The sequence below is a fragment of the Curtobacterium sp. MCPF17_001 genome (assembly GCF_003234615.1).
GTDB lineage: Bacteria > Actinomycetota > Actinomycetes > Actinomycetales > Microbacteriaceae > Curtobacterium.
The window spans coordinates 22,844-36,100 of sequence record NZ_QKSL01000022.1 but is presented as its reverse complement, the minus strand read 5'-3'; the positions used below and the strand labels follow the sequence as shown (position 1 = coordinate 36,100).

Sequence of the window (13,257 nt, the reverse complement as noted above, 5' to 3'; positions counted from 1 at the left end):
TCAAGCCGCTGCAGCTCGAGGGCGACAACGCGATCCTGACCGGCACCACCGTCCACGTCTCCGCCGACGCCGCGAAGCTGCTCAACGACACCTTCAAGACCGACGCCGTCAAGGGCGGCCTGCTCGTCGGCACCGCCACCATCACCGCCCAGATCAAGTAAGCGCGATCACGTAACACCCGATCTGACACACCACGAGAACGCCGCCCCGGACACACCGGGGCGGCGTTCTCGCATGCGCCCACCGTGCCGCTGTGCGAGGGTGCGGGCATGGCCTCTGCGCAGACGCTCGACCTCAGCGACCGTCGATTGGCGGCCGCGTGGGCTGCGGACTGCGCCGAGCGGGTCCTCCCACTGTTCGAGCGCGCGGTCCCCGAGGACGCCCGTCCTCGCGACGGGATCGCACGCACCCGGGCCTTCGCTCGGGGTGAGATCGAGGCGTCGGACATGATCCGCCGTCGCTTCGAGACCGGGCGCGCTGCCTCGGTCGTCCGCGATCCCGCCGCGCGGGCAGCCGCGTTCGCCGCAGGCCAGGCCTCCGGTGTCGCCCACATGGGCGCCCATGCGCTCGGGGCTGCCGCCTACGCCGTGCGCGCCGTCGGGCTGGGCGACCCCGACTCGGACGAGCTCGGCTGGCAGATCGCCCACATGCACGCCGGCGTCCGGAGCGCACTACGCCGTCTCCCCCTGCTCGGCACCGACTCGTCCGGGCCGCTCGGGTCCGGCCTGTTGGCCTCCGGCGGCCTCGCCGTCACCATTCGGGCGCTCCAGGCGTCGATCCTCGAAGCTCCTTGACCGCTGGCGCTCACGATCTGGGAGGCGTGTCCCGGCACCGCGGCACCGCTACACTCCCGATCGGGGTGCGACCGCGTGCTCCGGAAGGTGGGGGACGTGTTCCAGAACTCGCTCGGCAGCGCGCACATGGCCGTGCTGCTCGTGCTCGTGCTGCTGGAGGTCGGAACGCTCGTGCTGCTCTGGCGCGACCGGACCCGCTCGCAGTTGGCGAAGGTGGTCTGGACCGTCGTGGTCATCGCGCTCCCGGTCCTCGGCGCACTCGGCTTCCTGATCAACTGGGCACTGGGTCGACTCGCCGACCGACTCAACCGCGCGCACTGACTGAGGCTCAGGGCCGGTAGTCGGGCCGCTGCTCGTAGAGCTTCCGCTGGCCCTCCAGGTCGTGCGTGTGCGCGCCGGACATCGCGCCGATCGTCTTCGCCACCGACTCGAGGACGAACACCAGCCCTCGAACCACGTTCCCCAGGATCCGCATGACGGTCCTCCCTCGTCCTGCGAACCGTACCCCGGCGGCCGGGTACACGTCGAGACACGCCCGTCAGTGCTCGACGCCCCCTTCGTCCCGAGACGCCGCGGACCCCGGCAGCGTCTCGGCACGAAGGGGGCATCTCACGGACGGGAGCGCCCGCGTGCCAGCCGCTCCCGCAGCCGGGCCGCCAGCTCGCCCTCGTCGGCCGTGACGAGCCTCCCGTCCCGCACCACCACGCGCCCACCGACGACGACGTGCTTCGGCCGCCGTCCCGGTGACGCCCACAGGAGGCCCGCGACCGGGTCCGCCACACCGGCGTCGGCGACCCCGGACACGTCCCACACGCAGAGGTCCCCCGCTGATCCGGCGCCGAGGTGACCGAGCTCCGGCCTGCCGAGACCGACGGCGGAGCCCTCGGTCGCCATCCCGAGCACCTGACGTGCCGGCAGCTGCGGTCCGACCAGCGCGGACACCTGCATCGCGAGCCGAGCGTCGGCGAGCAGGTGTCCGGCGTCGTTGCTGCCTCCACCGCTCGTGCCGAGACCGACCGGCACACCCGCGGCGGCGAGCCGGGCGACCGGCGCGATCCCCCACCCCATCGGCACGTCGCACCCCGGTGCGTGGGTGGCGGTGACCCCGGCGGTCGCGAGGCGCTCGATCTCGTCGTCGGTGACGTCGCAGAGGTGCGCGATCGTGACGTCCGGCGCGAGCCACCCCCACTCCTCGAGGAGGTCGAGCGGTCGCCGTCCGTACCGCTCCAGCGCGATCGCGGTGTCCACCTGTTCGTTCGCCTGCGTCCGTCGACGGAGGCCGTGCTCCGCGGCGACCTCGCCCAGCGCCCGGAACGTGCCCTCTCCGTCGGAGTGCACGCCCGCCGGCCCGACCGCGACCTGCAGCCGCCCGTCCGGGTCGGTGCCGCCGACGGCGTCCTCGTGCAGCAGGGCCCGGACGATCGCGTCCGCCGATGCCGCCGCCTGCGACGGGTCGTCCCGCGCGCTCCCCCGGACGAAGACGAGCCGACCACCGAGACCACGGACCGCGTCCACGGTGGCTGCGGCGAGCGCGACGGTGTCGTCGGTGGTGGCGTCGACCGGCCAGTTGAGGTGGTGGTCGGCGATCGTCGTGACGCCGGACAGGAGGCCCTCCGCGGCTCCGGCGGCCGCGGCCAGCCCGTAGAGCTCCGGGTCGGGCCCCGCCGCGGCGTACGCAGCGGCCATCGTCGGGAGCCACTCCGCCATCGGCACGCCACGGGTCCCGGGGAGCGTCCGGAAGGCGGTCTGCAGCAGGTGGTGGTGCGCGTTGACGAGGCCGGCGGTGACGACGCAACCGGCGGCGTCGAGGGTCGTCGTGACTGCGCTGCCGTCGTCGACGACCACGTCACCGTCGTGTTCGGTGCGGGGATCGACGAGGACGCGGAGGGCACCGGTGACGGTCAGCATGCAAGCGTTTGTAGCAGGGCGCTGTTTCGTGCTCGTGACGCCCGTCGTTCCGGCGGAGGCACGCTGCGAGCGGGGGAAACCGGACGGTGACACCGGCGAAACACGCGGTCCCTAGGGTCCCCCCATGACCCAGACCCTGATCCGCGGCGGGTGGGTGCTGACCGCCGCCCCCGACCACTCCGAGACCCCGTCCGCGATCCGGGACGGCGCGGTGCTCCTCGACGGCGACCGGGTCGCCGCGGTCGGCACGTTCGCCGAGCTGTCGGCAGCACACCCCGGTGCGACGGTCCGCGGCGGGGCGCACGACCTGGTCACGCCGGGCTTCGTGAACACGCACGGGCACTTCAGCGAGGGGCTCATCACGGGCATCGGCTCGCAGTACACGCTGTGGGAGTGGCTGAACGCCCTGATCTCCCACGTGAACCCGGTGATGACGCGGGACAAGGCGTACGCGGGCACGATGCTGCAGGGCATCCAGATGCTCCGGAGCGGCGTGACGACCGCGAACGACATGTTCTGCTCGGACCCGATCGCCGGAGAACCGGCGACCCCGGGGGTCGTGCAGGCACTCGAGGAGCTGGGCCTGCGCGGCGTGGTGTCGTTCGGCTCCGGGGACGTCGACCGCGGCTTCGGCCCGGCCCCGATCCTGGCGGAGTTCGACGCCCTGCGCGAGGCGGCCGACGCCAGCCGGTACAGCACGTTCCGGGTGGGGATGTCCTCGATCGGCCGGTACTCGGACGCCGCGTGGCAGGAGCACATCGACTACGCGGTCGACGGTGGGCACGGCATCCACGTGCACGTGCACGAGGTCCGCGAAGAGGTCACCGCAGCCCGTCAGCGCACCGGCAGGACGGTCGTCGGGCACGCCGAGGCGACGGGCATGTTCCGGGTGCCGGTGATCGCCGCGCACAGCGTCTGGATGGACCGGGAGGACCGTGAGACCTACGCGTCGAACGGCGTCGGCGTCGCGCACAACCCGGTGGCGAACGGCATCCTGGCGAGCGGCATCGCGCCGGTCGCGGAACTCCGGGCGCTCGGGATCCCGGTCGGCATCGGCGTCGACGGGCCGGCGTCGAACGACTCGCAGGACTTCCTGCAGGCGATGAAGACCGCGGCGTTGCTCGCCCGGATCCGGGACCTGCAGGCGACCGCGATGACCGCCCGCGAGGCGTTCGAGATGGGGACGATCGGCGGCGCGACGGCACTGCGGATGGACGCCGAGATCGGGTCGCTGGAGCCCGGCAAGCGCGCCGACCTGGTCGTGTTCGACGGGGAGAGCCCGACGCTCGCGAACGTGCACGACCCGTTCCAGGCGATCGTGTTCGTCGCCGGCAGCCGCGAGGTGAAGGACGTCTGGGTCGACGGTGAGCTCAGCCTGGCGGACTTCGAGGTGACCCGCGTCGACGTCCGGGAGGCCGTGGCCCGCGCCCGTCCGCTGGCCCGCCAGCTCGTCGAGCAGGCCGGGCTCGAGCGTCTCTCGGCGCTCACCGGTGCACCACTGGAGGACACCGAGCGCCCCTGACGGGCCGGCACCGCGGCGGACGGGAGGCCCTGCTCGCGTCGGTACCCGAGCCTCCCGTCCGGCGTGTCAGAGTTCGAGCACCAGCCGCGGGCAGCCACGCCTGGCGCGGGAGACGCAGACCATCATGGTGCGGTCGTCGGCCTGCTCCGCCGGGCTGAGCACGGTGTCGCGGTGGTCGATCGCGCCGTCGAGGACTAGGGTCTCGCACGTGCCGCAGGTGCCCTCCCGGCACGACGACAGCACGAACGCGCCGGCGTCCTCCGCGACCTCGAGCAGGGTGCGGTCGGACGGGACGGTGACCGTGACCCCGGTGAGGGTGAGCTCCACCTCGAACGACTCCCCCGGGGCGTCGACGTCGGCGGCCGGCTCGAACCGCTCGACCCGGACGCTGCCCGCGGGCCAGTGCGCGGCGGCGGCCTCGACCGCGTCCATCAAGCGGCGGGGGCCGCAGCAGTAGACGACGGCGTCCCGGGGCACCGCGAGGAGCGCGGCCACGTCGATCCGGGTGCCGTCGTCGGCGACGGCGAGCGCCACGCGGTCCGCGTGGGCCACGACGAGTTCGTCGGCGAAGGCCATCCGGTCCCGGGTGCGGCCGGCGTAGTGGAGCTCCCACGGGGTGCCGGCAGCCTCGGCAGCGGCGATCATGGCGCGGATCGGGGTGATGCCGATGCCGCCGGCGACGAACACCGCGGGCCGGTCGGGGTCGAAGCCGAAGTGGTTGCGCGGGCCGCCGACCAGGACCTCGTCGCCGACGCGGAGCGTGTCGTGCACGGCGACGGACCCGCCACGACCGGAGGCTTCGCGGAGGACCGCCACCCGCCAGTGCCCGTCGGGGGTGGTGGTGACGAGCGAGTACTGCCGTTCGGTGCCGGGCGCGACCTCGAGGTCCACGTGGGCTCCGGGTTCCCACTCGGGCAGGGCGACGCCGTCGACCGACGCGAGGTCGAGGGTGACGACGTCCTCGGCCACCCGCTGCCGGTCGGCGATCCGCATCCGGAGCCGGGCGTCCGGGGCCTCGACCAGACCGGCGCTCACGACGCGGCTCCGGCCCGCGGGGTCTCCTTGACGACGATCATGTGGAAGGCGCTGCCGTCGGCACTGCACCAGCGGTGGCCGGTCCCGCCGCGGTAGTAGGCCGAGTCGCCGGGACCCAGGCGGAGCACGTCCTGGCCGCGGAGGTCGAGCAGGACGTCGCCTTCGAGCACCGTGAGGAACTCGTCCTCGCGGTGCTCGAAGTACTCCCCGAGGTCGGTGTCGTCGCCCTTCCACTCGAGCGGCTCGAAGGCGTGCGGTCCGGCGTGCACGAGCAGCCGCGCCTCGCCGCTGGAGAACGGTCCGCGGGCGCCCTCGTCGGCGCGGAGCACCTCGGGTCGTCGGTCGTCCGGCTCGTCCCGGGCCGGGGCGCCGGCGGCGAGGAGTGCGACCTGGGTGGTGTCGAGCGCGGTGGCGATCTTCTCGAGCGACACCATGCTGGCGCGGGAGTGGCCGCGTTCGACCTGGCTGAGGAACGGGTGCGAGAGCCCGGTCCGCTCGGCGAGCTGGACGAGGGTCAGTCGCGCCGAACGCCGGAGCGCCCGGATGTGCTCGCCGACGAGACGCGCCTGTTCGTCGACGACCCGGTCGGCCTCAGGAGCGTCCGGTGGCAGGTCGGCGTGGGGCAGGAGGTCGGTGGGCATCGCGCTCCGATCGTGGTCCGGACCAGCGGGCCGTTCCGTGCATCCCATCTCGTCACAGTCGGCAACCGGAGCGAAACGGGTGGGAAACACGACCCACCTAGCATCGTGGATGTTGATGCGATCAACATTGTCACACACGATCGAGAGGGTCCCTTGGACGAGTCACTGCCACGCCCGATCACCCTCCTGCGGTCCGCGCTGCTGCCCGACGGCGGACTCGTGGACGTCGCGATCACCGGGGACACCGTCACCGAGGTGGCACCGGCCGGCACGCTCGACGCCCCCGCCGCGAGCACGCTCGACCTCGAGGGTCGCCTGCTCCTGACCGCCCCGGCCGAACCGCACGCACACCTCGACAAGGCCCTCAGCGCCGACCGGATCGACCCGCCGCTCGGTGACCTGGGCTCCGCGATCGCCGCCTGGGCCGCGTACGCCACGACGATGTCCGTCGACGAGATCGCCGACCGGGCCCGGACCGCCGCCCTCGCGCTGCTGTCAGCCGGCACCACCGCGGTCCGCACCCACGTGGACGTCCTCAGCCACGGCGGGACCGGGACGGTCGCCGACGCCGTCCGCGGCGCCCGTGCCCTCGTGCAGGTCCGGGACGAGCTCGCCGACCTGATGGACATCGAACTCGTCGCCCTCGCCGGACCGCTCGCCCCCGACGAGCACGTCGAGGCGGTCCTGGACCTCGGCGTGGACCTGGTCGGCGGCGCTCCGCACCTGGCGGACGACCCCCTCGCCGACGTCGACCGACTGCTGGCGATCGCCCACCGTCGCGGTCTCGGTGTCGACCTGCACGCCGACGAGAGCCTCGACGGACCCGTCACCCTCGACCACTACGCCCGCGCCGTCCGCGACTGGCCGCGCGACCGGCAGTACTCCGCCGGGCACTGTGTGCGACTCGGCACCCTCGGACCGGAGCGCCTCGCCGAGGTGGTGGCCGATGTCGCCGCCGCGGACCTCGGCGTCATCACGCTGCCGATCACGAACCTGTACCTGCAGGGCTGGCAGCACCCGGTGTCGACCCCCCGCGGGCTGACCGCGATCCGGGCGCTCCTCGCCGCCGGGGTCCGCGTGGCCGCCGGCGCCGACAACGTCCGCGACCCGTTCAACCCGGTCGGCCGGAGCGACGCCCTCGAGACCGCGTCCCTGCTCGTGACCGCCGGGCACCTGACGCCGGACGAGGCGTACGCGATGGTGAGCGACGCCGCCCGGAGCGTGATGGGCCTCCCGGCCGCGGGCCCCGTCGTCGGAGCGCGCGCCGACCTGCTCGCCGTCGCCGCGACCAGCGTCACCGACGCGGTGGCGAACGCGCCCGCCGACCGGATCGTCCTGTCCCGCGGACGACTCGTCGCCCGCACCGAGGTGCGGCGCACCGTCGCCCGGACACGAACCGTCAGCACGGAACGCCCGTCCGTCCGTCACCCAGCTCGTCCCCTGACCCCCGTCCCCGTTCCCTGACCGCGCACGACCATGCACGAGAACACGAGGTAGCCGTGACCACCACCGCACCAGCCCCCGTCACCACGACGGACACGCTGCTCGACTTCCGGAACGTCGAGATGACGTTCCCGAACGGCACCGTCGCCCTGCAGGGCGTCGACCTGACCGTGGGCCGCGGCCAGTTCGTCTCGGTCGTCGGCCCCTCCGGGTGCGGCAAGTCGACACTGCTCCGGATCGCGTCCGGCCTCGAGACCGCGTCCGACGGCACCGCGGGAGTCGCCGCCGACCGGATCGGCTACGTCTTCCAGGACGCCACGTTGCTGCCCTGGCGGAGCGTGCAGGGGAACGTCGAACTGCTCGCCGAACTCGGTCACGTCCCGAAGGCCGAGCGGGCCGCGAAGGCGAAGCACGCGATCGACCTGGTCGGCCTGAACGGCTTCGAGGCGAACCTGCCGAAGCAGCTCTCCGGCGGCATGCGGATGCGCGTCTCGCTCGCCCGGTCGCTGACCCTCGACCCGGAGCTGTTCCTGTTCGACGAACCGTTCGGCGCCCTCGACGAGATCACGCGCGAGCGCCTCAACGACGAACTCCTGCGGCTGTTCGTGGAGCAGCAGTTCGCCGGGCTCTTCATCACGCACTCCGTCTCCGAGGCCGTGTACCTGTCCACCGAGGTGATCGTGATGTCCGGCCGACCCGGCAGCATCGTCGGCCGCTTCGACGTGCCCTTCCCGATGCCGCGCGACCCCGACATCCGCTTCACCCCCGAGTTCGCCGAGCTGGTCGGCGAGGTCTCGCACGCTCTCCGGGAAGGACACCGCTGATGGTCACGCTCCAGGAGGTCGCCGAGGCCCGCACCACGCGCGCCGCCGCCCGCCGCTCCACCCCCCGCACCCGCCGGTCGGTCACCTGGTGGCAGCCCGTCGTCGTCCTCGGCGTGCTCGTCGCCGTCTGGTACGCGGTCGCCGCCTACTACGACCACGTGCGGAGCCTGGCGTTCCTCGTGCCGTACCCGCACCTGGTGCTCAAGGCGATCGTCGCGCCGACCGGGATGAACGGCGCCCCCTCGACCTTCGGCCACGACCTGTGGCTCGCACTCGGTCGCACCACGGTCGTGTCGCTCACCGGCCTGGCGTTCGCGATCGTGATCGGGGTCCTCTGGGCGATGGCGATGGCGCAGGCGAAGTGGCTCGAGAACTCGCTCTACCCGTACGCCGTCGTGCTGCAGTGCGTGCCGATCCTGGCGCTCGTGCCGCTGATCGGCGCACTCTTCGGGTACGAGTTCACCAGCCGGGTCATCGTCACCGTGATGATCGCCCTGTTCCCGATGGTGTCGAACACGCTCTTCGGGCTGCAGTCCGCCGACCGGGCGCAGCACGAGCTCTTCCAGCTGCAGCGTGCCGGCCGGTTCGCCCGACTGGTGAAGCTCCAGGTCCCCGCGGCGCTGCCGTCGATCTTCGTCGGGCTGCGTACCTCGGCCGGTCTGAGCGTGATCGGCGCGATCGTCGGCGACCAGTTCTTCCAGCGCGGCAACCCCGGCCTCGGCGTCCTCATCCAGGTGACCGCGTCACGGCTGATGGGGCCGGAGCTCTACGCGACCATCATCATCGCCTCGCTCTACGGCGTCGCGGTGTTCCTGGTCTTCGGCCTGCTCGGCCGCCTGGCCGTCGGCCGCTGGCACGACTTCGGCTGACGATCCCACCGTCGGCCGACCCCTGATCCCTCCTTCCCACAGCACCCATCCCCAGCACCACGAGACCCGCACCACGATCGGAGCCTCCATGCGCACCACCACCCGAATCGGCGCTGTCACCGCCGCCCTCACCGTCACGGCCATCGCCCTCACCGGCTGTGCGAGCGGCTCGGCCAGCAGCGCCACGACGACCGCCGCGACGACCGCGGCCACCGGTCCGGCCGTCGACCTCTCCGGCGTCTGCCCGGCGACCGTCGTCGTCCAGACCGACTGGAACCCCGAGGGTGACCACGGCCACCTCTACCAGATGCTCGGCGCGAACCCGACGATCGACGCCTCCGGCAAGAAGGTGACCGGCGACCTCGTCGCGAACGGGAAGCCGACCGGCGTCAAGCTCGAGGTGCGCGCCGGCGGCCCGGCCATCGGGTACTCGAAGGTCAGCTCGCAGATGTACCAGGACAAGTCGATCACCCTCGGCTACGTCTCCACCGACGAGGCGGTCTCGTTCTCCGACAAGCTGCCGACGACGGCCGTCTTCGCCGAGAACGACCAGTCCCCGATGGTCATCATGTGGGACCCGAAGACCTACCCCGAGGTCGACAGCATCAAGAGCCTCGGCAAGGCCCTCGAGAAGAAGGACGGCGTCGTCCGCTACTTCAACGACGCCGCGTACATGTCCTACCTGCAGGACTCCGGCAACCTGCCGAAGAGCGTCCTCGACGGCAGCTACGACGGCACCCCGTCGAAGTTCGTCTCCGCCGGCGGCAAGGACGCCCAGCAGGGCTTCGCGACCGCCGAGCCGTACGTCTACCAGCACCAGGTCCCGGCCTGGGGCAAGAAGATCTCGTCCGCCCTCATCTCGAGCACCGGCTGGAACCCGTACCCCGAGACCATGTCGATCCGCTCGGGTGACAAGACGGAGCTGGCGCCCTGCCTGAAGGCCCTCGTCCCGGTCATGCAGCAGGCCGACGTCGACTACCTGACCTCCCCGGGTGCGACGAACGACCTCATCACGCAGCTCGTGCAGCAGTACAACAACGGCTGGACGTACGACTCGAAGGTCGGGGCCTTCGCGGCCGAGCAGATGCGGAAGCGCGGCATCGCGACCGACGGTGACAACGGCTACGTCGGTGACATGGACGAGAAGCGCATGTCCGACTTCATCGCGAAGGCCACGCCGGTGTTCTCCGGATCCGACGGCGGCATGAAGGAGGGCCTCGCGCCGTCCGACCTCTACACGAACGAGTTCCTGGACAAGTCGATCTCACTCGGCTTCTAGGTCGTCCCGTCACCGGTCGGCTCGCCGACCACCCACCGGACAGGAGGCGCGGGGCACGTCCGCCCGCGCCTCCCGTCCCGCACCCGAACGCTCAGCAGCCATCAGGAGCAAGCATGACCATCGTCACCCCGGCCACCGTCGGCACCGCCTCCCCCGCCACGCTCGAGGCGCTCCGCGCCGACCTCGTCACCCTGCTCGGTGAGCGCGGCGTGAGCGCGGACCAACGCACCCGCGAACGCGCCTCGGTCGACGAGGCCACCATGAGCCCGATCCTCAGCGAGCAGCTGCCACTCGGACTGGCGGACCTCGTCGCCTCCCCCGCGAGCGCCGACGAGATCGCCGCCACGCTGGAGGCCGCGATCCGCCACGGGGTCCCCGTCACCACCCGGGGCAAGGGCACCGGCAACTACGGGCAGGGCATCCCGCTGCACGGCGGCCTGGTGCTCGACACCTCTCGGGCGCGCGCCGTCGTCGAGGTCGGCGACGGCTGGATCACCGCCGAGGCCGGCACCACGATGGTCGCCCTCGAACAGGCGGCAGCGACGACCGGGCAGCAGCTCTGGATGTACCCGTCGACGGCGCAGTCCACGATCGGCGGCTTCCTCTCCGGCGGCTCCGGTGGCACCGGCTCGATCGCGCACGGGTCGAACTGGCAGGGCTTCGTGACCGCGCTCGACATCGCGCTGCCCGGCGAACCGGGCCTGCTGCACGTCGAGGGCGACGCGGCACAGCCCTTCGTGCACACCTACGGCACGGCTGGCGTCATCGCCCGAGCCACGGTCCGGCTCGAACCGCTGCAGGACTGGCGGGCCGTGTACGCGTCCTTCCCGAGCTTCGAACAGGCGCTCGCGGCCGTCCGCACCCTCCGCGGGCTGGACCCGGTGCCACGCCTGGTCAGCGCCGACCGCGCTGCGATCGCCGCCACCCTGCCCACGGACGCCGCGATCGTGGCGGGCCGCGCGAGCCTCCGGGGGATCATCGACGCCGTCACGCTCGACGAGGCCCGCGACCTGATCGGCCTGGCCGGCGGCACCGTCGAGGACGTGCGCGAGGGGCTGCAGCAGACCACGAAGGTGTCCATGCTGTCCTACAACCACCCGATCTGGTGGCTGAAGCGGAACTCCCCCGACACCGAGTACTTCCACGTCGAGGTCGGCGGCGAGGCCCTGATCGACCGGATCGCCGAGGTGGAGGCCGTCTACCCGGGCGCGATGCTGCACATCGAGGCGGCACACGTCGGCCCGATCGGCATGCTCACCGCGCCCTACACCGGTGCGGATGACGTCTACGCCGGCTACCCCGTCCTGCGGGACCTCGGCGTCCGGGTGCACAGCCCGCACCAGTACTACGTCGACCACGGGGTGGAGGAGCTGCTCGCCCTCAAGCAGCGCACCGACCCGGACGGGCTGCTCAACCCCGGTCACGTCATCGACCCCGCGCTCGTGCAGTCCGGCGGGTCCACCGCCTCCGCCCAGCCCGCCGTCCCCGGGTTCGGCAAGTGAGCCGCACGCGCAAGCTCGCCGAGCTGTCCGGGCCGGCCGTCGCCGCCGGCTTCACGGCGGACACCATCGTCGTCCAGCCCACCGGAGCGGTCGAACACCACGGCCCGCACCTGCCGCTGCTGACGGACTTCCTGCTCGCCGACCACATCGGCGGCGCCGCGGTCGAGCAGGCCGCGGCCGAGGGGCTCGACGTCTGGCAGCTGCCCACCCTGGCGTTCACGAAGTCCGACGAGCACAGCTGGGCACCCGGCACGGTGTGGCTCGACGCCGACACGATGTTCGACACCGTGGTGCAGGTCGGCCGTGCCGTCGCCCTGACCGGCGCGGGCACGCTGGTCTTCGCGAACGGGCACGGCGGGAACGTGGCGCTGCTGCAGGTCGCGCTGCGGGAGATCCGCAAGCGGTACGGACTGAAGACGTTCCTGATGCCGACCCTCGCCCGGATGCCCGGCCCGGACGGCGAGGACGCGGACGAACGCGGACTCGGCATCCACGGCGGTGCGGCGGAGACGTCGATGATCCTGCACCTGCGGCCGGACCTGGTCGACATGACGCTCGCCGAACGGTGGGTGCCGGACCACCTGGCGGACTTCGAGAAGATCGCGTTCAACGGTGGTCCGGTGTCCTTCGGCTGGCTGTCGAACGACTTCGGGACGCCCGGCGTCGTCGGGGACGCGAGCCGCGCCTCCGCCTCGTACGGCGCAGCCCTGTGGGAGCACTCCCTCGCCGAGGCGGTGGCCTCGCTGCACGAGATCGCCCGCTTCGACCCCGCCGGCCCGCGGTGACCACGCTGCCCGGGCAGGTCGCGGCAGCCGACGCAGGTCCGCCGCCCACGGACCCGCTCGTGCTCGCCGCGGCCTGGCTCCCGCCGGCCGGCTCGGGCGTCACGCCGACGATGACCCTGTCCACGATCGGCCTGGACGGGTACCCGTCGGCGCGGACGGTCCTGCTGTCGCAGTTCGACGGGCAGCGCCTGCACTTCCACACCGACACCCGGAGCCGCAAGGCAGCCGAGCTGGCGGCCGTGGCGCGGGCCTCCATGACGATCGTCTGGCCGGAGTCAGCCCGGCAACTCGTCGTCACCGGTGACGTCGCTCGGGTGACCGACCGGGAGGCGCGGATCGCCTACGACGCGCGCGCCCGCTACCTGCAGGTGCTCGCCTGGGTGAACGACGCCGACCTGGCGGCCGTACCGGCCGACGAGCGGCGGTCGCGGTGGGCGTCCTTCGAGGCGACCGGGGGCGGAGCGCCGCTCGACCCGCCCGCGACGTGGGGCGGGTACGCGCTGACGCCGGTGCGGATGCTCTTCTGGACGGGTGCGACGGACGGGCCGAGCAACCGGCTCGCCTACGAGCGACGCGCGGACGGGTCGTGGGGGCTGGAGACGTGGCCGGGCTGACCGGACCGCGCGACGGACCTGCCGGACGCGCCCCGGGCCTC

General features: G+C 72.7%; 14 protein-coding genes. 10 read left to right on the top strand and 4 right to left on the bottom strand.

The features are described from left to right. The first annotated feature begins 269 nt into the window (after nucleotides 1–269). Nucleotides 270–794, top strand: a complete 525-nt coding sequence (locus DEJ24_RS15500) for a putative immunity protein (RefSeq protein WP_111079386.1) — start codon at nucleotides 270–272, stop codon at nucleotides 792–794. A 96-nt stretch (nucleotides 795–890) separates the two neighbouring features. After that, entirely contained in the window at nucleotides 891–1,115 is a 225-nt protein-coding gene (locus DEJ24_RS15495; RefSeq protein ID WP_146242660.1) for a PLDc N-terminal domain-containing protein, read from the top strand. Nucleotides 1,116–1,122: 7 nt separating this feature from the next. On the opposite strand, the gene DEJ24_RS17030 is transcribed toward DEJ24_RS15495, so the two are convergent. Together DEJ24_RS17030 and DEJ24_RS15490 are read right to left on the bottom strand one after the other, a co-directional pair. After that, a complete protein-coding gene (locus DEJ24_RS17030; RefSeq protein WP_181432989.1) occupies nucleotides 1,123–1,269 on the bottom strand; it encodes a hypothetical protein in 147 nt (48 codons plus the stop codon). A 134-nt stretch (nucleotides 1,270–1,403) separates the two neighbouring features. Continuing rightward, the gene (locus tag DEJ24_RS15490; RefSeq protein WP_111079384.1) at nucleotides 1,404–2,702 is read right to left on the bottom strand and encodes an amidohydrolase family protein; all 1,299 of its coding nucleotides are present in this window, start codon (nucleotides 2,700–2,702) and stop codon (nucleotides 1,404–1,406) included. Between the two features lie 124 nt (nucleotides 2,703–2,826). Here DEJ24_RS15490 and DEJ24_RS15485 point away from each other — a divergent pair, with 124 nt between their 5' ends. After that, entirely contained in the window at nucleotides 2,827–4,224 is a 1,398-nt protein-coding gene (locus DEJ24_RS15485; RefSeq protein WP_111079383.1) for an amidohydrolase family protein, read from the top strand. Between the two features lie 66 nt (nucleotides 4,225–4,290). Here the strand turns inward: DEJ24_RS15485 and DEJ24_RS15480 are convergent, their stop codons facing one another. Further along, entirely contained in the window at nucleotides 4,291–5,259 is a 969-nt protein-coding gene (locus DEJ24_RS15480) for a PDR/VanB family oxidoreductase (RefSeq protein ID WP_258374850.1), read from the bottom strand. After that, nucleotides 5,256–5,900: a helix-turn-helix domain-containing protein gene (locus tag DEJ24_RS15475; protein ID WP_111079382.1), complete on the bottom strand. Its 645-nt coding sequence runs from the start codon at nucleotides 5,898–5,900 to the stop codon at nucleotides 5,256–5,258. Before DEJ24_RS15475 ends, DEJ24_RS15480 begins: the two co-directional genes overlap by 4 nt. A 153-nt stretch (nucleotides 5,901–6,053) precedes the next feature. Between DEJ24_RS15475 and DEJ24_RS15470 the strand changes: the two genes are divergently transcribed. The 7 genes from DEJ24_RS15470 (at nucleotide 6,054) to DEJ24_RS15440 (ending at nucleotide 13,216) form a co-directional block, all read left to right on the top strand. After that, the gene (locus DEJ24_RS15470) at nucleotides 6,054–7,364 is read left to right on the top strand and encodes an amidohydrolase family protein (protein WP_111079381.1); all 1,311 of its coding nucleotides are present in this window, start codon (nucleotides 6,054–6,056) and stop codon (nucleotides 7,362–7,364) included. Nucleotides 7,365–7,399: 35 nt separating this feature from the next. After that, nucleotides 7,400–8,167 (top strand): ABC transporter ATP-binding protein, encoded by a 768-nt coding sequence (locus tag DEJ24_RS15465; RefSeq protein WP_258374849.1) that lies wholly within the window; start codon nucleotides 7,400–7,402, stop codon nucleotides 8,165–8,167. Beyond that, nucleotides 8,167–9,036, top strand: coding sequence for an ABC transporter permease (locus DEJ24_RS15460; RefSeq protein ID WP_111079380.1), 870 nt, complete (start codon nucleotides 8,167–8,169; stop codon nucleotides 9,034–9,036). Before DEJ24_RS15465 ends, DEJ24_RS15460 begins: the two co-directional genes overlap by 1 nt. A gap of 88 nt (nucleotides 9,037–9,124) precedes the next feature. Next, the gene (locus tag DEJ24_RS15455) at nucleotides 9,125–10,315 is read left to right on the top strand and encodes an ABC transporter substrate-binding protein (RefSeq protein WP_111079379.1); all 1,191 of its coding nucleotides are present in this window, start codon (nucleotides 9,125–9,127) and stop codon (nucleotides 10,313–10,315) included. Between the two features lie 113 nt (nucleotides 10,316–10,428). Beyond that, nucleotides 10,429–11,817 (top strand): FAD-binding oxidoreductase, encoded by a 1,389-nt coding sequence (locus DEJ24_RS15450; RefSeq protein ID WP_111079378.1) that lies wholly within the window; start codon nucleotides 10,429–10,431, stop codon nucleotides 11,815–11,817. After that, the gene (locus tag DEJ24_RS15445) at nucleotides 11,814–12,602 is read left to right on the top strand and encodes a creatininase family protein (protein ID WP_111079377.1); all 789 of its coding nucleotides are present in this window, start codon (nucleotides 11,814–11,816) and stop codon (nucleotides 12,600–12,602) included. Before DEJ24_RS15450 ends, DEJ24_RS15445 begins: the two co-directional genes overlap by 4 nt. Further along, nucleotides 12,599–13,216 carry a pyridoxamine 5'-phosphate oxidase family protein gene (locus tag DEJ24_RS15440; RefSeq protein ID WP_111079376.1) on the top strand — a complete coding sequence of 206 codons (618 nt, stop codon included), beginning with the start codon at nucleotides 12,599–12,601 and terminating at the stop codon, nucleotides 13,214–13,216. Before DEJ24_RS15445 ends, DEJ24_RS15440 begins: the two co-directional genes overlap by 4 nt. Nucleotides 13,217–13,257 lie beyond the last annotated feature (41 nt).

Coding starts and splice junctions, on each gene's coding strand:
- DEJ24_RS15500 (WP_111079386.1), top strand. CDS start 270: ATGGCCTCTGCGCAGACGCTCGACCTCAGCGACCGTCGATTGGCGGCC.
- DEJ24_RS17030 (WP_181432989.1), bottom strand. CDS start 1,269: ATGCGGATCCTGGGGAACGTGGTTCGAGGGCTGGTGTTCGTCCTCGAG.
- DEJ24_RS15490 (WP_111079384.1), bottom strand. CDS start 2,702: ATGCTGACCGTCACCGGTGCCCTCCGCGTCCTCGTCGATCCCCGCACC.
- DEJ24_RS15485 (WP_111079383.1), top strand. CDS start 2,827: ATGACCCAGACCCTGATCCGCGGCGGGTGGGTGCTGACCGCCGCCCCC.
- DEJ24_RS15475 (WP_111079382.1), bottom strand. CDS start 5,900: ATGCCCACCGACCTCCTGCCCCACGCCGACCTGCCACCGGACGCTCCT.
- DEJ24_RS15460 (WP_111079380.1), top strand. CDS start 8,167: ATGGTCACGCTCCAGGAGGTCGCCGAGGCCCGCACCACGCGCGCCGCC.
- DEJ24_RS15455 (WP_111079379.1), top strand. CDS start 9,125: ATGCGCACCACCACCCGAATCGGCGCTGTCACCGCCGCCCTCACCGTC.
- DEJ24_RS15450 (WP_111079378.1), top strand. CDS start 10,429: ATGACCATCGTCACCCCGGCCACCGTCGGCACCGCCTCCCCCGCCACG.